At 72.9% G+C, this 22,320-nt stretch carries 25 protein-coding genes; 13 read left to right on the top strand and 12 right to left on the bottom strand.

Translation table 11 applies throughout. From position 1 onward, the window contains the following. Positions 1-704: 704 nt before the first annotated feature. The 3 genes from ACSP97_RS27835 (at position 705) to ACSP97_RS27825 (ending at position 2,401) form a co-directional block, all read left to right on the top strand. The gene (locus ACSP97_RS27835; protein WP_355148322.1) at positions 705-1,400 is read left to right on the top strand and encodes a DUF6230 family protein; all 696 of its coding nucleotides are present in this window, start codon (positions 705-707) and stop codon (positions 1,398-1,400) included. A gap of 5 nt (positions 1,401-1,405) precedes the next feature. Then, positions 1,406-1,846 carry a DUF6114 domain-containing protein gene (locus ACSP97_RS27830; protein ID WP_355322428.1) on the top strand — a complete coding sequence of 147 codons (441 nt, stop codon included), beginning with the start codon at positions 1,406-1,408 and terminating at the stop codon, positions 1,844-1,846. Between the two features lie 99 nt (positions 1,847-1,945). Then, a complete protein-coding gene (locus ACSP97_RS27825; protein ID WP_355148326.1) occupies positions 1,946-2,401 on the top strand; it encodes a tellurite resistance TerB family protein in 456 nt (151 codons plus the stop codon). 64 nt (positions 2,402-2,465) lie between these two features. Here the strand turns inward: ACSP97_RS27825 and ACSP97_RS27820 are convergent, their stop codons facing one another. From ACSP97_RS27820 to ACSP97_RS27785, 8 genes are all read right to left on the bottom strand, one after another. Next, positions 2,466-3,392: an ABC transporter substrate-binding protein gene (locus tag ACSP97_RS27820; RefSeq protein ID WP_355532520.1), complete on the bottom strand. Its 927-nt coding sequence runs from the start codon at positions 3,390-3,392 to the stop codon at positions 2,466-2,468. A gap of 164 nt (positions 3,393-3,556) precedes the next feature. Beyond that, complete coding sequence (locus tag ACSP97_RS27815) at positions 3,557-4,225, bottom strand: ABC transporter permease (protein ID WP_355148328.1); 669 nt, start codon at positions 4,223-4,225, stop codon at positions 3,557-3,559. Next, on the bottom strand, positions 4,222-4,875 hold the full coding sequence (locus tag ACSP97_RS27810; RefSeq protein WP_355148330.1) for an ABC transporter permease: 654 nt from the start codon (positions 4,873-4,875) through the stop codon (positions 4,222-4,224). The genes ACSP97_RS27815 and ACSP97_RS27810 overlap by 4 nt, the downstream gene beginning before the upstream one ends. Continuing rightward, the gene (locus ACSP97_RS27805) at positions 4,875-5,984 is read right to left on the bottom strand and encodes an ABC transporter ATP-binding protein (protein WP_355322426.1); all 1,110 of its coding nucleotides are present in this window, start codon (positions 5,982-5,984) and stop codon (positions 4,875-4,877) included. The genes ACSP97_RS27810 and ACSP97_RS27805 overlap by 1 nt, the downstream gene beginning before the upstream one ends. Before the next feature lie 503 nt (positions 5,985-6,487). Beyond that, positions 6,488-6,895 carry a peptide-methionine (R)-S-oxide reductase MsrB gene (gene msrB / locus ACSP97_RS27800; protein WP_355148334.1) on the bottom strand — a complete coding sequence of 136 codons (408 nt, stop codon included), beginning with the start codon at positions 6,893-6,895 and terminating at the stop codon, positions 6,488-6,490. Positions 6,896-6,908: 13 nt separating this feature from the next. Next, a complete protein-coding gene (gene murC, locus ACSP97_RS27795) occupies positions 6,909-8,300 on the bottom strand; it encodes a UDP-N-acetylmuramate--L-alanine ligase (protein ID WP_440554774.1) in 1,392 nt (463 codons plus the stop codon). A gap of 99 nt (positions 8,301-8,399) precedes the next feature. Continuing rightward, positions 8,400-8,873 (bottom strand): indole-3-glycerol phosphate synthase, encoded by a 474-nt coding sequence (locus tag ACSP97_RS27790; RefSeq protein WP_355148338.1) that lies wholly within the window; start codon positions 8,871-8,873, stop codon positions 8,400-8,402. Between the two features lie 131 nt (positions 8,874-9,004). Next, positions 9,005-9,793 (bottom strand): pyrimidine reductase family protein, encoded by a 789-nt coding sequence (locus ACSP97_RS27785; protein WP_440554772.1) that lies wholly within the window; start codon positions 9,791-9,793, stop codon positions 9,005-9,007. A gap of 37 nt (positions 9,794-9,830) precedes the next feature. On the opposite strand from ACSP97_RS27785, the gene zapE reads away from it, so the two are divergent. The 4 genes from zapE (at position 9,831) to ACSP97_RS27765 (ending at position 13,445) form a co-directional block, all read left to right on the top strand. Beyond that, positions 9,831-10,934, top strand: a complete 1,104-nt coding sequence (gene zapE, locus ACSP97_RS27780) for a cell division protein ZapE (protein WP_440554770.1) — start codon at positions 9,831-9,833, stop codon at positions 10,932-10,934. Between the two features lie 138 nt (positions 10,935-11,072). Then, a complete protein-coding gene (locus tag ACSP97_RS27775; RefSeq protein ID WP_440554768.1) occupies positions 11,073-11,651 on the top strand; it encodes a carbonic anhydrase in 579 nt (192 codons plus the stop codon). A 66-nt stretch (positions 11,652-11,717) separates the two neighbouring features. Beyond that, positions 11,718-12,782, top strand: coding sequence for an SPFH domain-containing protein (locus ACSP97_RS27770; RefSeq protein WP_440554766.1), 1,065 nt, complete (start codon positions 11,718-11,720; stop codon positions 12,780-12,782). Between the two features lie 9 nt (positions 12,783-12,791). Further along, positions 12,792-13,445 carry a maleylpyruvate isomerase N-terminal domain-containing protein gene (locus tag ACSP97_RS27765; protein ID WP_355532470.1) on the top strand — a complete coding sequence of 218 codons (654 nt, stop codon included), beginning with the start codon at positions 12,792-12,794 and terminating at the stop codon, positions 13,443-13,445. A gap of 83 nt (positions 13,446-13,528) precedes the next feature. On the opposite strand, the gene ACSP97_RS27760 is transcribed toward ACSP97_RS27765, so the two are convergent. Then, entirely contained in the window at positions 13,529-14,122 is a 594-nt protein-coding gene (locus ACSP97_RS27760; RefSeq protein WP_355322424.1) for a TetR/AcrR family transcriptional regulator, read from the bottom strand. 102 nt (positions 14,123-14,224) lie between these two features. On the opposite strand from ACSP97_RS27760, the gene ACSP97_RS27755 reads away from it, so the two are divergent. From ACSP97_RS27755 to ACSP97_RS27735, 5 genes are all read left to right on the top strand, one after another. After that, complete coding sequence (locus ACSP97_RS27755; protein WP_440554763.1) at positions 14,225-14,932, top strand: nitroreductase; 708 nt, start codon at positions 14,225-14,227, stop codon at positions 14,930-14,932. Positions 14,933-15,198: 266 nt separating this feature from the next. Next, entirely contained in the window at positions 15,199-15,759 is a 561-nt protein-coding gene (locus tag ACSP97_RS27750; RefSeq protein ID WP_440554760.1) for a YbhB/YbcL family Raf kinase inhibitor-like protein, read from the top strand. Positions 15,760-15,831: 72 nt separating this feature from the next. Beyond that, positions 15,832-16,683 (top strand): PPK2 family polyphosphate kinase, encoded by an 852-nt coding sequence (locus ACSP97_RS27745; RefSeq protein ID WP_355330362.1) that lies wholly within the window; start codon positions 15,832-15,834, stop codon positions 16,681-16,683. 30 nt (positions 16,684-16,713) lie between these two features. Continuing rightward, a complete protein-coding gene (locus ACSP97_RS27740) occupies positions 16,714-18,243 on the top strand; it encodes an FAD-dependent oxidoreductase (protein ID WP_440554758.1) in 1,530 nt (509 codons plus the stop codon). A 77-nt stretch (positions 18,244-18,320) separates the two neighbouring features. Next, on the top strand, positions 18,321-19,184 hold the full coding sequence (locus ACSP97_RS27735; protein WP_440554756.1) for a polysaccharide deacetylase family protein: 864 nt from the start codon (positions 18,321-18,323) through the stop codon (positions 19,182-19,184). Between the two features lie 6 nt (positions 19,185-19,190). Here ACSP97_RS27735 and ACSP97_RS27730 read toward each other — a convergent pair whose 3' ends face one another. Beyond that, positions 19,191-19,862: an ABC transporter gene (locus ACSP97_RS27730; RefSeq protein WP_440554754.1), complete on the bottom strand. Its 672-nt coding sequence runs from the start codon at positions 19,860-19,862 to the stop codon at positions 19,191-19,193. Continuing rightward, positions 19,859-20,728, bottom strand: coding sequence for an ABC transporter ATP-binding protein (locus ACSP97_RS27725; RefSeq protein ID WP_440554751.1), 870 nt, complete (start codon positions 20,726-20,728; stop codon positions 19,859-19,861). Before ACSP97_RS27725 ends, ACSP97_RS27730 begins: the two co-directional genes overlap by 4 nt. Before the next feature lie 100 nt (positions 20,729-20,828). On the opposite strand from ACSP97_RS27725, the gene ACSP97_RS27720 reads away from it, so the two are divergent. After that, a complete protein-coding gene (locus tag ACSP97_RS27720) occupies positions 20,829-21,488 on the top strand; it encodes a peptidyl-tRNA hydrolase (protein WP_355330376.1) in 660 nt (219 codons plus the stop codon). A gap of 188 nt (positions 21,489-21,676) precedes the next feature. Here the strand turns inward: ACSP97_RS27720 and ACSP97_RS27715 are convergent, their stop codons facing one another. Continuing rightward, entirely contained in the window at positions 21,677-22,300 is a 624-nt protein-coding gene (locus ACSP97_RS27715) for a TetR/AcrR family transcriptional regulator (protein WP_440554749.1), read from the bottom strand. Positions 22,301-22,320 lie beyond the last annotated feature (20 nt).

The following is a 22,320-nucleotide window of genomic DNA, read 5'->3' as shown; positions in this document are numbered from 1 at the left end:
CGCGTCGTACCAGGGGTATTTCGTCGTACTCGGGTGGCGCTCCGCATACCGGGGCGGCATGCGTCGTGCCGGGGCGGTGCGAGCGGTGCCGGTTGGTGCGCGTGCTGCCGCCGGCGCGGGGCCGTCACGCCTTCTCCTTACGCGACGGACCGGCGACGGCGACGGGCCGGACACCGGCCGGTACCCGGAGGAATCGGCCGGGCCGGACGATCTGAGGGATGCCGGTACGGACCCGTGGGGAGCTGCCCGTGCCGTGCTCGCGCGGAGTGCGAAGGGGTGCTCGTGCGAACGGATCACCGTGAGGTCGAGCGTGCCACGAGAGGGCCGGGAACGCGGCCGGTGCCCGTACGGGACACGGCCGCTGCCGCTCGGCGGATCCGGCGCCACGGATCCGGGGAATCTGGGGAAGTTGTAGCCCCGCCAACCATCGGCGTCAAGACGCGCGGCACGGCAACACCGCGGCGGATAAGGCGAGTTGAACGGGCGGATCGGCTCGCACGCACCGTCAACACCCTTTTTTCACATCTCCCTTGACCCCAAAAAGTAACCGGCGGTAACTTCCTCGAAAGGCTACCGCCGCGTAACGAGAAAGCCCTCGCACCCGCCGGGAGTGCGGGGAGGCGTCCGCGGCGGCCGCTGTCCGCGCCAGGACATCGGGCCACTGAAGCCCAACCCGCATTGAATCCATGCCCATGGGAGCAGACATGGCCTTGTCCCCGGACGTCTCGTCCACCGGCAACACCCCCGAGAACCCGGGAAGCGGTTCACCCTCCGACGCACCGAGCAGCACCGCCGCCCCCACCGGGGAGAGACGGGGCCGCGTCCGGGCCCGCCGCGCCGCGGTGATGGCGGTGCCCGCCACGATCGTCGCCGCCGGCCTCGCGGTGCTCACCGCGCAGGGCGCGCTGGGCGTGCAGTTCGCCATCTCCGGCATGCCGTTCACGGTCACCGCGGAGCAGCTGAACGGCACCGGCTTCGAGCAGTTCGGCGGCCTGGACAACATGGCCGACGGCAGCCCGAACGCGGGTGACACCGGCGGCCAGGTGCTGGTCGTCACCTCCGCCATCAAGAGCGCCACGCTGTCCAGGCTGTGCCAGAGCGTCGACCTCGGCGGCACCAACCTGCGGATCACCGCGGGCAACGGCGCCAACAAGGTCACCGCCTCCGATCTGACCACCGACTCCACCGAGATGTCGGGTGACGCGGCGTTCAACAACATCGAGATCGGCAACGACGCCAGCACCCTGACCGAGGCCAACGCGAAGGGCCCGAAGGGCGTCTTCAGCCAGCAGGCCGACAAGGTGCACATCGACAACCTGCGGCAGACCAACTACGCCACGACGGCAGGGGTGTTCAAGCTGCCCGGCCTCAAGCTCGGCTTCAGCGACAAGGCTTGCTGAGCGCCATGGCGGACCGTACGCGCCGGGGCCCGCGGGGCACCTTCCGGGCATGGCGGGCCCGGCGGCCGTTCTGGGGCGGGCTGCTGCTCGCCCTGGGCGGCGGCGAGATCCTGCTGACCGAGAAGGCGTCGCTGAAGGTCGTGATGCACATCGGCATGCAGGGGCTCGCCGGCTATCTGCTGCCGGGCCTGATGGTCCTGCTGGGCCTGCTGCTCCTCTTCAACCCGGCCCAGCGGCTCTTCTACTCCATCACCGGAGCGCTGCTGTCGCTGGGCACCTGGCTCACCTCCAACCTGGGCGGCTTCTTCATCGGACTGCTGCTCGGGGTGGTCGGCAGCTGCCTGGCCTTCGGCTGGCTGCCGGACCAGGAGCCGCGCATGAGCCGCCGCAAGCGCCGCCGGGCGCGGGCCCTCGCCGCACAGGAGGCCGAGGGAACCGCGGCATGACGTCCCGGAACTTTCCGGCCCCACCGGCAGTTTCTACGGTGTTGTAGAAGTTGCCGGTGGGGTGCCGTGGGGCACCCGCCGCGGATACGAGGAGCAAGCATGGCCCTGTGGGACCGCATCAAGGAGTCGGCGTCGCAGATGCAGACCCAGCTGGTGGCGAAGAAGAACGACCTGAAGAGCGGTGCGTTCCGGGACGCGAGCATGGCGATGTGCGCGCTGGTCGCCGCCGCCGACGGCACCGTCGACCCCTCGGAGCGTCAGCGTGTCGCCCAACTGATCGCCACCAACGAGGTGTTGCAGAACTTCCCCGCGGACGATCTGCGGCGCCGCTTCGACGACAACCTGGACAAGCTGACGGCCGACTTCGCCTTCGGCAAGGTGAGTGTGCTCCAGGAGATCGCCAAGGCGAAGAAGAAGCCCGCCGAAGCGCGGGCCGTGGTCCAGATCGGCATCGTCATCGGCGGCGCCGACGGCGACTTCGACAAGACCGAGCAGGCCGTGGTCCGCGAGGCCTGCTACACCCTGGACCTGCCGCCGCACGAGTTCGACCTCTGAGCGAAGCGGAAACGGGGGGCGCGGCCGAGGATCTCGGCCGCGCCCCCCGTGCGTCGGGCCTGCGTCAGTCGAGCCCGGCCGACTTCAGCCAGGTCTTCGCGACGTCCAGCGGGTCCTTGCGCTGGTTCTGCACCTGCGCGTCCAAGTCCAGCAGGGTCGCGGTGTCGAGCTTGGCGGAGACGGCGTTCAGCGCGTCCACGCCCTTCTGGGACACGGCACTCTTGACGACGAGCGGCTGCACGTTCTGGAAGCCGAAGAGGTTCTCCGGGTCCTTGAGGGCGACGAACTTCTCCTTGGCGATGGTCGGGTCGGTGCTGAAGATGTCGGCGACCTGTACGTCGTCCTTCTTCAGGGCGGTCTGGGTGAGCGTGCTGCCCGCGTCCAGCGCCTTGAAGGACTTGAAGTCGAGGCCGTAGACGGACTTCAGGCCCACCAGACCCTGCTGCCGGGTCTGGAACTCCGGCGAGCCGCCGATCACCAGGTCCTTCGCGACGCCCTTCAGGTCCGCGATGGTGGACTTGTCGGTGAGGTGGTACTTCCGCGCGGTGGCGGCGTTGACCGCCAGCGAGTCCTTGTCCTCGGCCGCCGAGGGCGCCAGCAGGGTCAGCTTGGCGTCCAGTTTCGCCTTGATGGCGGCCGTGGTCTCCTCGGCGCTCTTCGGCGTCGCCTTGGGGTCCAGATAGGCCAGCAGCGCGCCGTTGTACTCCGGCAGCACCGAGAGGGAGCCGTTCTTCAGCAGGCCGTAGGTGGTCTCCCGGCTGCCGATGTTCGGCTTGTACGTGACCTTGATCCCCTTGGCCTTGAGGGCTTCGCCGTAGATGTCGGCGAGCAGTGTGCTCTCGGGGAAGTTGTTGGAGCCGACGACCACTTCGCCGCCGCTCGCCTTGCCCCCCGACAGGGGGTCGGATTTTCCGGAGTGGGAGGAGCAGCCTGCCAGCAGGGCCGTCGCCGCCGCGAGGGCGACCACCGCCGCGCCCCGGTTCCTCCGCATGGACCTGCTGATGTCGGTTGTGGAAGTCACCACCTGATCCAATCCAGCCGCTCGACGCCGAGTCAACCGCGTACCGCCGTCTCGTAATCCATTCTTGATGAAGACCGCGCCGCCGGTCGCGCACGCGGATTCCCCGCCGATGACCGCGCCACGCCACGGGGGGGTCAGGCGCTTCCGCGCACCCCCCGGGACACCGTGAGCCGGGACACCGCCCAGAAGAGCGCGAGAGTGGCCAGGGCCAGGGCGGCGACGAGGGCGGCACCGCCCACGACCTTCTCGTAGTCGCGCTGGTACAGGCCGTCGATGATGTAGCGGCCGAGGCCGCCGAGGCTGACGTACGCGGCGATGGTGGCGGTGGAGATGATCTGGATGGCCGCCGTGCGCAGCCCGGAGAGGATCAGCGGCAGCGCGACGGGCACCTCGACCTGGAACAGCACCCGGGCCTCCGACATCCCCATGCCCCGGGCGGCGTCCACCGGGGACGGGTCGACGGAGCGCATCGCCTCGTAGGTGGTGACCAGGATCGGCGGCACGGCGAGCACCACCAGCGGGATCATCACCGGCACCAGCCCGAAGCCGAGCCAGATGAACATCAGCACCAGCAGCCCGAAACTGGGCAGCGCGCGGCCCGCGGTGGCGATCAGCGCGAGCGCGTTGCCGCCCCGGCCGTAGTGGCCGGTGACCAGGCCGACCGGCAGCGCGACCACGGCGGCGAGCAGCAGGGCCTCCAGCGAGTAGGTGAGGTGCTCGACGAGCCGGGCGGGGATGCCGTCGTAGCCGTGCCAGTGGGCGGGGTCGCCGAAGAACGAGTGCGCGAAGTCGAGTACGTTCACCGGGTGGCGCCCTTCCTCGGCATCCAGGGGGTCAGCAGTCGGCGCAGGAGGACCAGCAGCGCGTCGGCGAGGATGCCCAGCACCGCCGTGGTCAGCACCGAGTTAACGGCCAGGGCGGGCCGGTGGTAGGTGTTGGCGTCGTAGAGCATGTTGCCGAGGGCGCCCTGGTTGCCGATCAGCATGCCGACACTGACCAGGGACAGGCTGGAGACGACCGCCACCCGCAGGCCGGCGATGATCGCCGGTGCGGCGATGGGGAGTTGGACCTGGAGGTAGCGGCGCAGCGGGCCGAAGCCCATCGCCTCGGCCGCGGCCAGGGTCTCCCGCGGCACCGAGCGGACGCCGTCCACGATCCCGGGCACCAGCACCACCAGGCTGTAGACGGCGAGCGGGATCATCACCGTGGTCTCGCTCTGCCCGAAGTAGTCGATGAGGACGACGAAGAAGGCCAGCGAGGGGATCGAGTAGAGCACGGTGGTGACGCCGAGCACGGGCGGGTAGATCCAGCGGAACCGCGCGCACAGCTGGGCGACGGGCAGCGCTACCAGCAGCCCGGCCAGCACCGGCAGCAGCGCCTCGCGCAGATGCAGGCCGACGAGTCCGAGGTAGCTGTGCTGGAGGTCGCTCGGCAGATCGAAGAAGCCGTTCATCACGCGGCCTTCACCCCGGCGCCCGCCCGGCCGTGCGCGGCGCGGATCGCCTCCCCGATGACCTGCTGCGAGACGACACCCACGGCGCGCCCCTCCCCGTCCACCGCGACGGCCCAGCCGGTCGGCGACAGCACCGCCCCGTCGAGCGCGGTGCGCAGCGAGTCGGCGCCGGGCCTGAACGGCCGCCCGTGGTCGAGCAGCCGCTCCCGGTCCAGGGGCCCGTCGGGCTCGGCCCAGCCGAGCGGTCTGCCGTCGGCGTCGGTGACCAGGAGGTAGGGGGCGTCGGCACGGGCGGCGCGCTGCGCCGCGTCCGCGTCCAGCGGGACCAGCGGCCCGGTCTGCAACGGCAGTTCGTCGGACGGGAAGAAGGAAAGCCGCCGGATCCCCCGGTCGGCGCCGAGGAAGTCCTCCACGAAGGTGTCGGCGGGCGCGCTGAGCAGCTCGGCGGGCGGCGCGAACTGGGCGAGCCGGCCCCCGGTGCGCAGCACGGCCACCATGGTGCCCAGCTTGATCGCCTCGTCGATGTCGTGCGTGACGAAGACGATCGTCTTGCCCAGCTCGTCCTGGATGCGCAGCAGTTCGTCCTGGAGCCCCTTGCGGACCACCGGGTCGACGGCGGAGAACGGCTCGTCCATCAGCAGCACCGGCGGATCGGCGGCGAGCGCCCGCGCCACCCCGACGCGCTGCTGCTGGCCGCCGGAGAGCTGGTACGGGTAGCGCTTGGCGAGCGAGGTGTCCAGACCGACCCGCTCCATCAGCTCGGCGGCCCGGCCCCGCGCCTTGGGCTTGCTCCAGCCGAGCAGCCGGGGCACGGTGGCGATGTTGTCGAGGATGGTGCGGTGCTGGAAGAGGCCGGCGTTCTGGATGACGTAACCCATCGAGCGGCGCAGGGAGTTGACCGGCTGCTGCCGGATGTCCGCACCGTCCAGCAGGATGCTGCCCTCGGTGGGCTCCACCATCCGGTTGATCATGCGCAGCGTCGTCGTCTTGCCGCAGCCGGAGGGCCCGACGAGGACGGTGATCGCGCGGTCCGGTATGTCCAACGACAGCCGGTCGACCGCGACCGTGCCGTCCGGGTACCGCTTCGTGACTGCATCTATCCGTATCAAAACGCCGAACACCCTTCGGGTCTGGCAGCTTTCCGCCCGTTCGCGGCCACGGGCCGGAAAGGCTCGGGCCGTTGCCGGGAGAGTCTAGGGCCTCTCGTTTGGATCTTGCCGGCCTCGCGGACCCCGGCATCGCGCCCTGATCCGGCCCGATCCGAACGAAAGAACCTGTACGGCCGCCTTCCCCGCACTCCGGCGATCACGCCGCCCGTTCATCTCCCGGTCACAAGCCGCGACGGCGGCGCGCACCGGCCCGGCGCCGCTGCCACCCGGGTCGGCGATCGGCGGGGAGCGGCGACTACTTTCGGTCGGCCCGGCCCGGCGCACCCGTACCGGCCCCCGGAACGCGCCCCGCGCGCACGCCCGCGCACCCCGGCGGGCGCGCGCGGTCCACGAGGAGGGCGCGGTACGCGTGCGTCATCGCCCCGGGGCCGACGCCACTTCCGCATCGCCGGCCACGGGCCGCGCTCGCGCTGCGCCCCCGGCCGGTGATCCGGGCCCCGGCCTCACTCGTCGGCGGGTTCGAGCCGCAGGGAGATCGAGTTGATGCAGTAGCGCTGGTCGGTCGGGGTCGGGTAGCCCTCCCCCTCGAAGACGTGCCCAAGGTGCGAGCCGCAGCGGGCGCAGCGGACCTCGGTGCGCACCATGCCGAGGGAGCGGTCCTCGACCAGCTCCACGGCGTCGGTGTCCTTCGGGTCGTAGAAGGACGGCCAGCCGCAGTGCGAGGCGAACTTGGTCTCCGAGGTGAACAGCTCGGCGCCGCAGGCGCGACAGGAGTAGACGCCCTTGGTGGTGGTGTCCGTGTACTCACCGGTGAACGCGGGTTCGGTGGCGGCCCGGCGCAGTACCGCGTACTCGTTCGGGCTCAGCTCCGCGCGCCACTGTTCGTCCGGCTTCTCGACGTCGTACGACATGAGCCTCAGCCCCTTACTGCTGCGACAGCCGGTCCAGGATCAGCGGGCCCAGGTCGGTCACGTCGCCCGCGCCCATGGTGAGAACGAGATCACCGGGCTTCGCCATTCCCGCGATCGCGGCCGGGATCTCCGCCTTGTCGTGCACCGCGGTGACGTCGGCGCCCGCGGCCCGCGCGGACTCGATGATCAGCTCGCTGGTGACGCCCGGGATCGGGTCCTCGCGGGCCGGGTAGATGTCCAGGACCACCGAGGCGTCGGCGAGCGCCAGGGCCTGCCCCATCTCCTTGCCCAGCTCCTGGGTGCGGGAGAACAGGTGCGGCTGGAAGACGACGAGGATGCGGGCGTCGCCGGCGGCGCCCCGCATGGCCTCCAGGTCCGCGGTCATCTCGGTGGGGTGGTGGGCGTAGGAGTCGATCACCTGGACCCCGGCGGCCTCGCCCTTGAGCTGGAGGCGCCGCTTGACGCCGGTGTAGGCGGCGAGCGCGGGCGCCAGCTCGGCGGCCGGGATGCCGAGCGCGGCACCGGCGGCGAGCGCGGCGACGGCGTTGAGGGCGTAGTGCCGCCCGGGCACGGAGACCGCGAAGGTCAGTTCCTCACCGTCCAGCACCACGGTGACCTGGCTCTTCAGTCCCTGCGGCACGATGGCGGTGACCCGGACACCGGCGTCCTCGGCCTCGCCGTACGTCACCGTCCTGACGGTTCCGGCGAGCCGGCGGGTCAGCTCGCGGGCGCCCTCGTGGTCGGCGGAGATCACCAGGGTGCCGCCGGGCACGATCTTCCCGGCGAAGGCCTCGAAGGACTCGTAGATCTCGTCCATCGAGGCGTAGTTGGCGTGGTGGTCCAGCTCGACGTTGAGGACGATGGCGACCTCGGGCGCGTACTTGTGGAAGCTGCGGTCCGATTCGTCCGCCTCGGCGACGAAGATGTCGCCGTCGCCGTGCAGCGCGTTGGAGCCGGGCCCGTCCAGGTCGCCGCCGATGGCGTACGACGGGTTCAGGCCCAGCTCGCCGAGCGAGACCGCCAGCATCGAGGTGGTGGTGGTCTTGCCGTGGGTGCCGGCGACGGCGATCGGGCGCAGCCCGGCCATCAGCGCGGCCAGCGCGTCCGACCGGTGCACGACCGGGATGCCCAGCTCGGCGGCGCGGGCCAGCTCCGGGTTGTCCTGGCGGATGGCCGACGAGACGACGACACAGCTGGCGTCGTCGGCGAGGTGCTCGGCTGCGTGCCCGATGTGCACGGTGGCGCCGAGCGCCCGCAGCGCCTGCGCGGTCGCCGAGTCCCTGGCGTCGCTGCCGGCCACCTTCGCCCCGCGCTGCGCGAGGATCTTGGCGATCCCCGACATCCCGGCGCCGCCGATGCCGATGAAGTGCGGTCGGTCCATGGCGGTAGGAAGGCCGGGTGCCATGCGTTTCTCCCCAGAGACGGTGCGAGCTTGAGCGGCCCTAGCCTATGCGCTGGCACCCCGGGCTCCGCGCAAGGAGGGCCGGCCGGTCCGGCCCCCGGGCTACGCCTTGCTGTGCGAGAACAGCTTGAGCACGGGCACGCCGACCCGGTGCCGGGCCCGGGAGGCCCAGTCCCGGTGGAAGAACTCCTCCACGTAGTGCGGATCGGTGAGCACGATCACCTCGTCGGCCCCCACCTCGGCGACCATCGACTTCAGCGCGTCCAGTGGGTGGTCCTCGATCAGCCGGCCGTCCGCCGTGCTCCCCGACGCCCGCAGGGCGGTCACGGACACGTCCAGGGCCCGCTGCCCGACGCTCCGCGCGTCCTCGCCCTCCGGCGTCTCGTGTTCCCGCACCGCCTCGTCGAGCTCCCCGAGCGCGATGTCGTCGATGGCGCGCAGCAGGCGGTCCGCCTGGTCGCCGCGCGGCTGGAGGAGCACATGGAAGGTGACGGGCTCGTCCCCGTGCAACGTGGTGACGAACTCGACGTCGGCCGACGTCATGGCCTTCTCGATCATCAGAACGCTTGTGAACACCAGACGCCTCTTCTCCTCCGTGGGCCCGGGCGAGCCCCCCTGCGGAAACCATCCTTCCCCGTGTTCGCACGGGTACTGCCGGTCTAAGTGTGCCCGTCGGAGACTAAACGGAACGACATGTTCCGCCGATCTCAGGGCCGACGGTAACGACCGAACAGAAATCCGTCCTCCTCCAGCAGGGACACGAGCTCGAACCGGCGCGGCACGGCGACCGAGGGCCCCCCGGCGATCCGCTGGGCGTCGCCCGCGGTGAGCGTCGGCGAGAGGGTCAGGCACAGCTCGTCCAGCACCTCGGCGGCGATCAGCTGGCCGAGCAGCCGGGGGCCGCCCTCCGTGAGCAGCCGGGTGTGGCCGAGGGCCGCGAGGGCGCTCACCGCGCGGGCCGGGTCGACGCCCATGCCCTCGCCTGCGACGACCACCCGGGCGCCCGCCCGCTCCGCGGCGGCGACGCGCTCGGGCGCGGCGGCGGCCCCGGTCAGGACCAGGGTGGGCACGAGCGGCGAGGTGAACAGGGGGAGCGAGAAGTCCAGGTCCAGGCTCGCGGTGACGACCGCGATCGCGGGGGCGGGGGTCTGTCCGGCGGCCTCGCGGGCCGCGGCGAAGTCCGTCCGGGCACGGGCCGGCCGGTACCCCTCCTGCCGTACCGTTTCCGCACCGACGACGATCACATCCGCGACCGCCCGCAGGGTGCCGAAGATCCGCATGTCGGCGGCGCTGGAGATGGGCTGGGAGTGCCCGTCGTGCTGGGCGGCGCCGTCGAGCGAGGAGACCATGTTGCCGCGCAGCCAGGGCCGGGGCGCGTCCGAGGCGTGGTCCCGGGGCTCCGGGTAGGCGTAGGCGGCGGCCAGCTCCGCGGGGCTCCACTCCCGGTCGGCGGTCTGGGCTGGTGTTTCGTCGGTCACAGGGAACAGGCGTCGCATGTCGTGCAGTGTGACACGGCGCTTAGCATGGGTAATCGTGTCGTCCTCCACCAGCGCCCCCGGATCCAGCGCCCTGACCGAAGCGGTCCCCCTCTCCCTGTGCGAGCGCGAGCCGCACGTCCCCGCGGACCGGCTGGTCGCCGAGATGGTGCCGCCGCCGCGCTTCGACTCGGTCCGCTTCTCGACCTACATCCCGGACCCGAACCAGCCCAGCCAGAGCGAGGCGGTCACGGTCCTGGAGGGCTTCGCGGCCGGGCTCGGCGGGGCGCACACCTCCGGCTCGGGCCGGCGCGGCTTCCTCGGCTTCGGCCGGGCCAAGGCGCCCAAGACCCCGGCGGGCCCGCGCGGGGTGTACCTGGACGGCGGCTACGGCGTCGGCAAGACCCATCTGCTCGCCTCCCTGTGGCACGCCACCCCCGCCGAGCCCTCCCGCAAGGCGTTCGGCACCTTCGTGGAGCTGACCAACCTGGTGGGCGCCCTCGGCTTCCAGCAGACCGTGCGCACGCTCAGCGACCACCGGCTGCTGTGCATCGACGAGTTCGAGCTGGACGACCCGGGCGACACGGTGCTCGTCTCCACGCTGCTCGGCAAGCTGGTCGAGGCGGGCGTGGCGCTGGCCGCCACCTCCAACACACTGCCCGGCAAGCTGGGCGAGGGCCGGTTCGCCGCCGCCGACTTCCTGCGCGAGATCCAGGGCCTGTCCGCCCACTTCCGCACCCTGCGCATCGACGGCGAGGACTACCGCCACCGCGGCCTGCCCGAGGCGCTGGCGCCGTTCACCGACGAGCAGGTGACCCGGGCGGCGCACGCCACCGAGGGCGCCTCCCTGGACGACTTCCCGCGGCTGCTCGAGCACCTGGCGAAGGTGCACCCGAGCCGGTACGGCGCGCTGACCGACGGACTCAGGGCGGTCTGCCTGACCGACGTGCGGCCGGTGCCGGACCAGTCGACGGCGCTGCGCCTGGTGGTGCTCGCGGACCGGCTCTACGACCGCGAGGTCCCGGTGCTGGCGTCCGGGCTGCCGTTCGACCGGCTGTTCAGCGAGGAGATGCTGAACGGCGGCTACCGCAAGAAGTACTTCCGCGCGATATCCCGGCTCACCGCCCTCGCCCGGGACGCGAAGGGGCTCGTCGGCTCCTGAGCGGAGACCCACAGGTCAGCATCGCCTCTCATCCCCCCATCGGGTGAATTGCCACCCATGGGGGACTTTGCCGCGCTAATGTCTTTCTTGACCATTCATTGACCAGTGATTGGCCTGCGCGAGAGGCATGGTCCGTCTATGCAGCCCCTCATCGACAACGCCCGCGACTTCGGACGGCGCCCCGAGGAGTTCGCCCCGCTCGCCGCGGGCCAGTCCCCCCAGGCCCTGTTCATCACCTGCTCCGACTCCCGGGTCGTCCCCGCCCTGATCACCGGCGCCCGCCCGGGCCAGCTGTTCGAGCTGCGCACCGCGGGCAACATCGTCCCGCCGCACACCTCGGCGCATCCCACCAGCGAGGCGGCCACCATCGAGTACGCCGTCCAGGTGCTCGGCGTCCGCGACATCGTGGTCTGCGGCCACTCGCACTGCGGCGCCGTCGGCGCGCTGGTGCGCGGTGACGACCTGACCGCCGTCCCCGCCGTGCGCGACTGGCTGGCGCACGCGGCGCACCGCCCGTCCGGCGCGACCGAGGACCCGGAGGTCGCCGAGGCGGTGCAGGGCCACGTCCTGACCCAGCTGCTGCGGCTGCGCTCCTACCCCTGCGTGGAGCGCGCTCTGGCGCGGAACCGGCTCGCGCTGCACGGCTGGTACTACGAGGTGCACACCGGCGCCGTGCGGGCGTACCGGGCGGAAACCGACTCCTTCGACTCCCTCTGAGGAGTGACAAAAGTGGCATATCGTTGCATGGACAGATGAAACGGACCTCTGTGCGAGGGGGTCATCATGACCCAGGAGCTGGTGGGGGCGATCGTCGCGCTGATCTGCGTCGCCCTCGTGTACATGGGGATGGCGGCCCGGGTCGTCAAACAGTACGAGCGAGGGGTGCTCTTCCGGCTCGGCCGGGTCGCCGGTGACGTACGGCCACCGGGTCTGACGCTGATCCTGCCCTTCGTGGACCGGCTGCAAAAGGTCAACATGCAGATCGTCACGCTGCCGATCCCCGCCCAGGAGGGCATCACCCGCGACAACGTCACCGTCCGCGTGGACGCGGTCGTCTACTTCCGGGTGGTCGACGCGACGAGCGCGCTGGTGAAGGTCGAGGACTACAAGTTCGCCGTCTCCCAGATGGCCCAGACCTCGCTGCGGTCGATCATCGGCAAGAGCGATCTGGACGACCTGCTGTCCAATCGCGAGAAACTCAACCAGGGCCTGGAGCTGATGATCGACAGCCCGGCCGTGGGCTGGGGCATCCAGGTGGACCGGGTCGAGATCAAGGACGTCTCGCTGCCCGACACCATGAAGCGGTCCATGGCCCGCCAGGCCGAGGCGGACCGGGAGCGCCGGGCCCGGATCATCAACGCCGACGCCGAACTCCAGGCGTCCAAGAAGCTCGCCGAGGCGGCCGAGCAGATGTCGGGCACCCCGGCCGCGCTCCAACTGCGCCTGCTCCAGACGGTGATGGCGGTCTCGGCCGAGAAGAACTCCACCCTCGTCCTGCCGATCCCGGTGGAACTGCTGCACTTCCTGGAGCGGGGCAACCGGGAGCCCGCGCCGAGCGGGCAGTCCGCGGCCCGTGCGGAACCGGTCCCGCTCACGCCCGACGGCGCCGAGCCGGACCCGCGGGAGAAGGTGCCCGACGGCGAGGCGGGGGCGGTTCCCGGCCTGCGGCTGGCCCCGCCGACCGGCGGCCCGGACCTGGAGCAGGCACCCCCGGTCACCGCGCCGAACGGCGAACCGGCGGCGCACCCGGGCCTGCGACTCGACCCACCGGTCGGCGCCCCCGACCTGGAGCCGGGCCTGCGGCACGGCGCGCGGGACGCCGGACCGGGCAGGCGCCCCGACCAGTAGCCTGCCTGGATGTCACGATCCATACCTTCGGACGCACGGGTGAGCGGGGCGCAGGTGCGCGAGGCCGTCGCCCACTGCGTCGAGACCCTTTCCGGGGTGCCGTCCGACCAGTGGGGTGTTCCGGCCGGCGACCTGGAGTGGACCTGCTGGGAGACTCTGGAACACCTCGCGGACGACTTGCTGACCTACGCGTTGCGCTTCGGGCTCGCGCGTCCCATGGACGTCCCGCGGGTGCCGCTGCGGCTGTCCCGTGACCGCGCCGGCGGCCCGGCGAACGTCGTCTTCGGCGACGCGGCGGCGGGGCCCGAAGGACTGCTGACGGTGGTCGAGGCGTGCGGCGGACTGCTCGCGGCGGCCGTGGACGGCGCCGACCCCACCGTGCTGGCCCCGCATGTCTTCGGCGCTTCCGACCCGGAGGGGTTCGCCGCCATGGGTGTCGTCGAGACCCTCGTCCACACCTACGACATCGCCCGGGGAGTGCGGCGCGACGGGACCCCGCCGGAGGACCTGAGCCGCCGCGCCCTGGTCCGGCTCTTCCCGGACGTGACCGTCACCGGCAGCGCCTCGGCCACCCTGCTGTGGGCCACCGGCCGCACCGACACCCCCGAACGGCCCCGCCGAACGGACTGGCGCTGGTACGGCGCCCCCCGAGGAACCCGGTGACCGGCTGAAGGGCCGCGGGGGCTGCCCGGTCCCGCCGCGCGCCTCCCGCTCCGCCCCGGCACCACCGGGGCCGACACGTCTCGTCAGTCCGTGCCCGGCAGGGCGTTCGCCAGGAGCACCTCCGCCGCCGCCCGCGCGTGGCGGCCGTAGTCCGCCTCGCCCAGCACCATGGCACGGCTGGCCGCCCCGTCCGCGAGCGTGACGAGCTGTTCGGCGAGTGCGGCGGGCTCGCGGCAGCCCAGTTCCGTCACCAGCGCGGTCACCAGCCGCACCATCCGCAGTTTCTGTTCGCGGGCGTAGGAGTGGACCGCGCTGTGCGGGTCGGGGAACTCCGCGGCGGCGTCGATGAACGGGCATCCGCGCACCGGGGCCTCGTCCGCCGGGGGCAGGACGAACAGCGCGAGGATCCGCTCCCGCGCCGGGACGTCCTCGCGCAGCAGCACGCTCTCCAGGGTCCGGCCCGTCGTGGCGAGGTCCTGGAGATGGGCGACGACCAGGTCGCTCTTGGTCCGGAAGTGCGCGTAGAGGGTGCGTTTGGACACCGGCGCCTGTTCCGCGACCTGTTCCATGCCGGTCGCGTTGATCCCCTGGCTCGCGAACAGCCGGGCGGCGGCGGCCAGGATGCGTTCGCGCCCACCGCGCCCCTGCCGCCGGGGCGCCGTCGTCACCGTACTCATGCCGCAAGTATACGTTCCCGTTTACTCCAGGGGGCGCGGTTGGGCTACAGTGGCGCCGCAGGTAAACGCATTCGTTTACCTGAGCCTTCCCGAGGAGAGTTCATGAACGGGCTGGATCCCATCGAGCCGAGCCACCACACCGAGCTGAGCCACTACGCGGAGAAGCTGATACGCGGCCGGCACGCGACCCGCGCGTTCCGCCCCGACGCGGTGCCCGAGGACACGATGCGCGCCGTCTTCTCCCTGGCCGGCGCCGCGCCGTCCAACTCCAACGCGCAGCCGTGGCGGGTCGAGGTGGTCAGCGGCGCGCGGCGCGAGCGCCTGGCGGACGCCTTGCTGGCAGCCCACGCCGAACAGCGCACCTCGGTCGACTTCCCGTACTCCGAGGGCATGTACGCCCCCGTGCACCAGGAGCGGCGGGCGGCGTTCGGCGCCGGTCTGTACGGAGCACTGGGCATCGGCCCCGACGACCACGCGGCACGCGCGGCCTACGACGCGGAGAGCCTGCGCTTCTACGGGGCGCCCCATGCCGCGTTCCTGTTCGTCACCGGCGACGGCGGCGCACGGCTGGCCGCCGACGTCGGCGCCTACCTGCAGACGCTGCTGCTGGCCATGGCCGCCTACGGGGTGGACAGCTGCCCGCAGGGCCTGCTCAGCTTCTACGCCGACACCATCCGGCGCGAACTGGGCGTTTCCGAAGGGAAGTTGCTGGTGGGCGTGTCGTTCGGTTACGCCGACGACAGCGCGCCGGTGAACCGGGTCACGACCGAGCGCGCCGCCCTGGAGGCGACCACCGCCTTCCACGACTGACGGCTTCCCGCGGCTCGCCGGTCCCGCTGCCCGCGTCCGCGGCCGGTGGTGAACCTAGGGCCTCTCGTTTGGATCAGGCCGGGCTCGCGGGGCCCGGCACGCACATCTGCCGCGTTGTCGTCAGTCGCCAACTCCCCCACGCTCGGCTTCACTCGCGCGGGGGCACCCCCATCGCGTCGACTCCCTCCTCCGCCTTGCATCTGCACGCACCAGACCCCGCTCCCTGATCCAGCCTGATCCAAACGAAAGGCCCTGGCGTGCCGAGCATGCGCAAGGAAGTGGCGATCATGGCGGCCGTCCTGGCGACCGCCGTCACGGGCTGCGCGGGCGGTGCCGGCGGGGGCTCCCCCACGACCGCCCCGGCCCCCGCATCGGCCCACCGGATGTCCGTGACGAGCCCGGCCTACCCCGACGGCGGCACCATCCCGCGCCGCCACACCTGCGACGGCGAGGACGTCTCGCCCCCGCTCGCCCTGACCGGTGTGCCCGGCGGCACGGACTCGCTGGCCGTGGTGATGCGGGATCTCGACACCCCGCACGGCGGCTTCGCCCACTGGCTGGTGTGGGACATCGGCGCGGGCACCCGCCGGCTGTCCGCCGGGGAGCGCCCGCCGGGGGCGAAGGAGGGCCGCAACGGCTTCGGCACGGACGGGTACCGGGGCCCCTGCCCGCCCCGGGGTGACCACCCGCACCGCTACCTCCTCACGGTCTACGCCACCGACCGCCGTCCGCCCGTCTCCCCCGGCGCCTCCCTCGACACCCTCCGGCGCGCCCTGTCCGGCCACACCCTCGCCACCGGCACCCTGATGGGCCGCTACGGTCACTGAGCGGGGACCATCCGGCGGTTCCCGCGCCGCCCGACGGCACCATGGAAGGACGCGTACGCGGAAGGGGCACCCGTGGCCAGGAAGAGCGAACTGCGCGAGCTGCTCCGTCTCCCGCCGGGCGAGCCCGTCGTGCTGGCCGCGCACGACACGGCGGCCACCCCGGGTGCCCCCGGCGGCAAACGGGCCTCGTGCGCCGATGCCGCCCGCACCGGCAGGAAGCTGGCCCGCCTCCAGGAGCGGCTGTGGGCGGCGGGCACCGCGGGCGACCGGCGCCGGGTGCTGCTGGTGCTCCAGGGGATGGACACCAGCGGCAAGGGCGGCACGGTCAAGCACGTGATCGGCCACCTCGACCCGTCGGGCTGCCGTGTCCACGCCTTCAAGGCGCCCACCGGGGAGGAACTGCGGCACGACTTCCTGTGGCGGGTGCGGCGGGAGCTCCCCGAGCCCGGTGAGATCGGCGTCTTCGACCGCTCGCACTACGAGGACGTCCTGGTCGCCCGCGTCCGGCATCTGGTCCCGCCCGCCGTGGTCGGCAGCCGCTACGGCCTGATCAACGACTTCGAGCGCGCCCTCGCCGAGGACGGCATGACGGTGATCAAGTGCTTCCTCCACCTGTCCCCCGAGGAGCAGCGGCGCCGGCTGCTGCGCCGCCTGGACCGCCCGGACAAGCGCTGGAAGTTCGCCCCTTCCGACATCGACGAACGCACCCGGTGGCCGGCCTACCAGGAGGCGTACGAGCTGGCCCTGGAGCACTGCTCGGCGCCGTACGCGCCCTGGTACCTGGTTCCCGCCGACCACAAGTGGTACCGCAACTGGGCGGTCGGCCGGCTGCTCCTGGAACACCTCCGTGAACTGGACCCGCGCTATCCGGAGGCCGGCTTCGACGTGGCGCGGTGCCGGGAGCGGCTGCTGAAGGAGACGTGAGCCGGGCCGGGGCGGGGGTACCCGGCGGCCATGCGCAAGGTCACCGAGTCGTACTGGCTGGGCACCGCCCCAGGACCCCGGCACCCCGCCCTGACCGAGGACACCGAGACCGACGCGGCGGTGGTGGGCGCCGGGATGGCCGGGCTCTGCACCGCGTACGAGCTGGCCCGGGCCGGGCTGCGGGTGGTGGTGCTGGAGGCCGACCGGGTCGCGGGCGGGGTCACCGGCCGCACCACCGCCAAGCTGACCGCCCAGCACACCCTGATCTACGACCGGCTGCGGCGCACCCGGGGCCCCGAGGGGGCGCGGTTGTACGCCCGTTCGCAGTCGGAGGCGATCGATCACGCGGCCGCCCTGGTGGCCGAGTTGGGCATCGCCTGCGAATGGGAGACCCGGGACGCGTACACGTACGTACGGGACCCGGAGCGGGCGGACGAGGTGCGGGCGGAGGCGCGGGCGGCGCGGGCCGCCGGCCTGGACGCCTCGTTCACGACGGAGACCGGGCTGCCGTTCCCGGTGGCGGGCGCGGTGCGGGTGACCGGGCAGGCGCAGTTCCACCCGGTGAAATACCTGCGGGCGCTCACCGAGGACCTGATCGCGCGCGGCGGCCGGGTGTACGAGGGGACGCGCGTCGTCGGCCTGGACGAGGGCGGCGGTTCGGGTCCCTGCCGGCTGACGACGGAGTCGGGCCGCACCGTGATCGCCCGGGACGTCGTCGTCGCCACCCACTATCCGGTGTTCGACCGGGCCCTGCTGTTCGCCCGGCTGCACCCGCGCCGCGAACTGGTCGTCGCCGGGCCGCTGGGCGACGGCCCGGACCCGGAGGGCATGTACATCACGCCGGAGGAGAACACCCGCTCGGTGCGCACCGCGCCGTACGGCGAGGACGGGCGGCTCCTCGTGGTCACCGGGGAGCACTTCACCCCGGGCACCGGCGATCCGGGGGCCGGTTTCGACGGGCTCGCCGCCTGGGCCGAGAGGCACTTCCCCGGGGTGGCACTGGACCACGCCTGGGCCACGCAGGACAACGACTCCACCGACACCGTGCCGCTGGTCGGCCCGCTGCACCCGGGCGCCCGGCACACCTATGTGGCGACCGGCTTCGGCGGCTGGGGCCTGAGCGGCGGCATCATGGCCGGGCTGCTGCTCACCGCGCTGATCACCGGTCGGGACAGCCCGTGGCGGGAGCTGTACGACCCCCGGCGTCTGAAGTCCGTGGTGCGTGAGGCGCCCTCGCTGCTGAAGACGCAGGCCGAGGTGGCCCGGCACTTCGTCGGCGACCGGCTGAAGCCGCCGGCCGCCCTGGACGACCTGGCACCGGGCGACGGCGCGCTGGTCCGGGCCGGGGACCAGCGGCTCGCGGTGCACCGCGACGACGAGGGCGCCCTGCACGCCGTCTCGGCCCGCTGCACCCACCTGGGCTGCCTGGTCTCCTTCAACCGCGCCGAACGCGCCTGGGAGTGCCCCTGCCACGGATCGCGCTTCGACGTCGACGGCCGGGTGCTGCAAGGGCCCGCGGTGCGCCCGCTGGAGCGGCGGGACATCGGGTCCTCCGAGTGAGGCCGCGCGGGTGACCGTACCGCCACGCCGCGAGTCATATCGGCATACAAACGGGCAATCAGTCCTACGTTCGTAGGGTGATCCCACCAGCACGCCGTATTACCGCCGTCACCGCCGTCTGCGCCCTGGGCGCGGCCCTCGCCGCCTGCGGGACCGAGAGCCCCGCGGGCCCCACCCGCCCGGCCCCGGCCAGGTCCTCCGTCTCCGCCTCCCCGTCCGCCTCCCGTCCGCCCGTGCTCACCCCGGGTCCTAACGGCCTGACCCCGGTCTTCGAACACGGTCCGCGCACGCTGGGCAAGACCGTGGCGTTCACCTTCGACGCCGACATGACCGCCGACGAGGGTCCCCGCGCGGCCGCCGGCGAGCACTTCGACAACCCCGGCCTGATCGGCGCCCTGCGCGCCCTCAAGGTGCCCGCGACCGTCTTCATGACCGGCCGGTGGGCCGAGCAGTACCCGGACGAGGCCCGCAGCCTCGGCGCCGACCCGCAGTTCGAGGTCGCCAACCACTCCTACAGCCACTACGCGTTCACCCCCAGCTGCTACGGCCTGCCCACCATCGACGCCTCGAAGATGCGGGCGGACGTGGAGCGGGCGTACACCGCCTTCCGCAAGGCGGGTCTGCGCGACGCGCTGCCGTACTTCCGTTTCCCGGGCGGCTGCTACAACGACCAGGTGCTGCGCACGCTCGGCGGGCTCGGCATGACCGCGGTGCAGTGGGACGTGGTGAGCGGGGACGCGTTCGCCACGGACGCCGACGCGGTCGCCAAGCAGGTCCTGGACGGGGTGAAGCCGGGCTCGGTGGTCATCATGCACTGCACCCGCAGCGCCGCCCCGACCACCGAGACCGTCGTCCGCACCGTCGTACCGGAACTGCGCAAGCGCGGCTACCGGTTCGTCAAGGTCTCCGAGCTGATCGGCGAGAGCGTCGGCCACCGCTGAGCCGGCTCAGGATGTTCTGCGGGCGGTGAGCGCGCAGGCCAGCGCGAAGGCCGCGGCCGTGAGCAGGGCCGCCCCGGCCAGCGGCAGCAGCGGCACCGGCACCCGGCCGGACTGCGAACCGGTGACCAGATCGCCGACCGCGGCCCGCGCCGGGGAGCCCGCGGCGACCGTGGCCAGCAGCGCGCCCAGCAGCATCGCGGGCACCGCGCGCCCGGCGCCGCGCAGGAGCGGCCAGTGGGTGAGCGCGCCGACGGCCGCGCCGAGCAGCGCGCACACGAGCACGGCCGCCAGCCCCGCGGCCCCGGCCGCCGGGCGGGACACCGGGACCCGGTCGCCGTTGCTCGCCGGATCGCTGATCAGGGTGAGGACGACCGTCGCCGCCGTACCGAGCAGCGCCGCCGCGAGCAGCGCCGTCAGCAGACAGGCGAGGTGCGCCCGGGCGGGCCCGCGCGGGGCGGCGGCGCAGGCGCGGGCGGCGGGCGGCTCGCCGGTGACACAGATCCGCACCAGCCAGGCGGCCACCGGCAGCAGCCCGGCGGCCGTGTAGCCGAGCGAGTCCAGCACCGGCTGGCCGCCCTGCACACCGACCGCGAGGAACGCGGCGTACAGGATCGCCGGGGGCAGCCAGCGCTGGGAACGCAGCAGCAGTTCGGCGTGGTAGCGCAGGAGTGCGGTCATGGCCGGGGCTCCGGGTTCGGGGACGGTGCGGGTCCGACGCTCACCACGTGCCAGGGCGGACGGGCGGTGAGCAGGGCCCGCAGCAGGACGTCGGAGCGCGCGGCCGGCACGGTCAGCCGGTGGCCGCCGTGCCCCGCCGCCTCGGCGGAGACGACGAGCCGTGCCGCGTCGGCCGGCAGCGGCGCCCCGGCCGGGCCCTCCACGACCACGACCGCGCACGCCCCGGCCGCCTCGGGGGCCACGGGCGTACGGCGCTCAAGTGCGCCGTCGACCACGGTGTACGTGGCGTCCGGGGCCCCGGCCAGCCGGCGCGGGTCGTGGTCCACGAAGACGACGGCGCCGCCCGCGGCGGTCCGCTCGGCCACCGCCCGCTCCAGTTCGGCCCGCGCCGCCGCGTCCAGCCCGGTCCAGGCCTCGTCGAGGACCAGCAGCTCGGGGTCGGCGAGCAGCGCCTGCGCGACGGCGACCTTCTGGCTGCCGCCCTTGGACAGCCGTGCCATCGGCGTGCCCGCGTACCCGGCCGCGCCGAACCGCTCCAGCCAGACCCCGGCGGCGCGGGCGGCGGAGGCGCGGGACAGCCCGTGCACGGTGCCGAGTCGGGTGAGGTAGCCGGCGGCGGTGAAGGGCAGCGCGGACGGGAACCGCTCCGGCACGTACGCCGTGCGGGGACGGCCGGTGATCCGGCCCTCGGTGGGCGCGTCGAGCCGGGCGAGCAGCCGCAGCAGGGTCGACTTGCCGCTGCCGTTCGCCCCCTCCACGCGGGTGAGGGTGCCGGGGGCGATGGCGAGGTCGACGCCGCGTAACACCCAGGGGCCGCGCACGCCGTAGCGGCGCCCCACGGCGGTCAGGCGCAGATGACGGTGCATGGGGGTCATTCTCGTGCGGCGCGCCCCGGCGCGGGGCCGTGGCCGGGATGCGGGTCCGCGCGTTGATCGGCGCGCGGGCGGCTTCGTAGGCTGGACCCTCGTGAGCGAAGTTCCCGAGTACGTGCTGCCCCTCGTCGTCCGCATCGAACGCGCCGCGCCGCCCGCGCGCACCGATGCGCTGGAGACCTCCGCGCGGGCGGTGCTGACGCTGCTCGGCGACGAGCGGGCGCGCGGCGACGGCGAGTGGGCCGAGGTGGTGCGCGGCTGGGAGGACGCCCGCATCCGCAAGGTGGTCCGGCGGGCCCGGGGCGCCGAGTGGCGGCGCGCGCAGGCGCTGCCCGGCATCACGGTGACCGGCAAGACCGCGGAGGTACGGGTCTTCCCGCCGGTCCCGCTGGACGGCTGGCCCAAGGACCTGGCGAAGCTCCAGGTCTCCGGCACCGAACTCGACGACCCGGAGCCGCCCCGGCCCGCCGACCCCGGCACGCCGGTCCTCTGGCTCAACCCGGAACTGACGATGTCCGCCGGCAAGACCATGGCCCAGACCGGCCACGGCGCCCAACTGGCCTGGTGGGCCCTGCCCGAAGAGGCCCGCACCACCTGGCGCGCCGCCGGCTACCCCCTCTCCGTCCGCACGGCATCCCCGACCGACTGGCCCCACCTCACCCGGAGCGGCCTGCCGGTGGTCCGCGACGCGGGCTTCACGGAGATCGCGCCGGGGTCGTGCACGGTGGTCGCGGACCATCCGGCACTGCGCTGAGCGGGCCGGGCGTGCGCCGGGTGCCGCGTGCGATTCCCGGCTCGGTCGGCGGCGGCAGCACTCATGGAGTCTGGCGCCTCTTAGCCGACCCCCGGCTTCGCAAAACGATCGTTCCGAGACGAACGACAGCCGAGTGGGCTCGAAGACGCGGCTCTGACCAGCAAAGGTAGCGAACCGCAGCTGGAGCACTAGCCGCGGGCGTGACAGCGGATGAGGTCGATCACCGCGTTCAGAACGGCTTCGAGGGCGACGGTGTCGCGCCGCGTCTGGGTCATGAGAAGACCGCCCTGCAACGCGGTGAGCAGGGCGAGGGAGAGGTCACCGGCATCGGCTTCCTCATCCAGTTCGCCCCGCTCCTGCATGGACGCCAGCCCGTCGCGGATGGCGCCCTCCCACTGCGCGTAGCCCGCCGCGAGCCTCGCACGGGCCTGCGGATCCGCGTCTGACAGTTCCGCGGCCAGGGATCCGATGGGGCAGCCGCCCTTGCATCCGCGCGCACGCTGTGCCTGGACGATGGCATCGCGCCACGCCTCCAGCGCCTCGAAGCTGTCCAGGCGCTGCAGAAGAGGGCGCTGGAACTCGAGAACACACTCGGTCTGGTACTCGATGACGGCTTGGACCAGGGACTTCTTGTCGTCGAAGTAGTGGTACAGCTGCGAGGGACTGGTCACCTGGGCGGCCGCGAGGATGTTGTCCGTGCTGGTGCCTGCCACGCCCTGGTCGTACATGACAGCCGCGGCCGCGGCCACGATGCGGTCGCGCGTTGCACGCCCCTTCGCCGTCAGGCGCCGCGTCTTCGTACTGCTGTTCATCCGCCCAGGCTAACAGCCCC

Source organism: Streptomyces sp. SCPE 10, from assembly GCF_051980735.1.
GTDB classification, from domain to species: domain Bacteria; phylum Actinomycetota; class Actinomycetes; order Streptomycetales; family Streptomycetaceae; genus Streptomyces; species Streptomyces misionensis.
The sequence above is the reverse complement of the archived record's forward strand: the minus strand, read 5'-3'. Positions and strand labels throughout refer to the sequence as shown.

Excerpts from the sequence above, each read along its gene's own strand:
- ACSP97_RS27835 (WP_355148322.1), top strand. The coding sequence starts at position 705 with ATGGCCTTGTCCCCGGACGTCTCGTCCACCGGCAACACCCCCGAGAAC.
- ACSP97_RS27830 (WP_355322428.1), top strand. The coding sequence starts at position 1,406 with ATGGCGGACCGTACGCGCCGGGGCCCGCGGGGCACCTTCCGGGCATGG.
- ACSP97_RS27825 (WP_355148326.1), top strand. The coding sequence starts at position 1,946 with ATGGCCCTGTGGGACCGCATCAAGGAGTCGGCGTCGCAGATGCAGACC.
- ACSP97_RS27820 (WP_355532520.1), bottom strand. The coding sequence starts at position 3,392 with ATGCGGAGGAACCGGGGCGCGGCGGTGGTCGCCCTCGCGGCGGCGACG.
- ACSP97_RS27810 (WP_355148330.1), bottom strand. The coding sequence starts at position 4,875 with ATGAACGGCTTCTTCGATCTGCCGAGCGACCTCCAGCACAGCTACCTC.
- msrB (WP_355148334.1), bottom strand. The coding sequence starts at position 6,895 with ATGTCGTACGACGTCGAGAAGCCGGACGAACAGTGGCGCGCGGAGCTG.
- murC (WP_440554774.1), bottom strand. The coding sequence starts at position 8,300 with ATGGCACCCGGCCTTCCTACCGCCATGGACCGACCGCACTTCATCGGC.
- ACSP97_RS27785 (WP_440554772.1), bottom strand. The coding sequence starts at position 9,793 with ATGCGACGCCTGTTCCCTGTGACCGACGAAACACCAGCCCAGACCGCC.
- ACSP97_RS27775 (WP_440554768.1), top strand. The coding sequence starts at position 11,073 with ATGCAGCCCCTCATCGACAACGCCCGCGACTTCGGACGGCGCCCCGAG.
- ACSP97_RS27770 (WP_440554766.1), top strand. The coding sequence starts at position 11,718 with ATGACCCAGGAGCTGGTGGGGGCGATCGTCGCGCTGATCTGCGTCGCC.
- ACSP97_RS27765 (WP_355532470.1), top strand. The coding sequence starts at position 12,792 with ATGTCACGATCCATACCTTCGGACGCACGGGTGAGCGGGGCGCAGGTG.
- ACSP97_RS27760 (WP_355322424.1), bottom strand. The coding sequence starts at position 14,122 with ATGAGTACGGTGACGACGGCGCCCCGGCGGCAGGGGCGCGGTGGGCGC.
- ACSP97_RS27755 (WP_440554763.1), top strand. The coding sequence starts at position 14,225 with ATGAACGGGCTGGATCCCATCGAGCCGAGCCACCACACCGAGCTGAGC.
- ACSP97_RS27750 (WP_440554760.1), top strand. The coding sequence starts at position 15,199 with ATGCGCAAGGAAGTGGCGATCATGGCGGCCGTCCTGGCGACCGCCGTC.
- ACSP97_RS27740 (WP_440554758.1), top strand. The coding sequence starts at position 16,714 with ATGCGCAAGGTCACCGAGTCGTACTGGCTGGGCACCGCCCCAGGACCC.
- ACSP97_RS27730 (WP_440554754.1), bottom strand. The coding sequence starts at position 19,862 with ATGACCGCACTCCTGCGCTACCACGCCGAACTGCTGCTGCGTTCCCAG.
- ACSP97_RS27725 (WP_440554751.1), bottom strand. The coding sequence starts at position 20,728 with ATGCACCGTCATCTGCGCCTGACCGCCGTGGGGCGCCGCTACGGCGTG.
- ACSP97_RS27715 (WP_440554749.1), bottom strand. The coding sequence starts at position 22,300 with ATGAACAGCAGTACGAAGACGCGGCGCCTGACGGCGAAGGGGCGTGCA.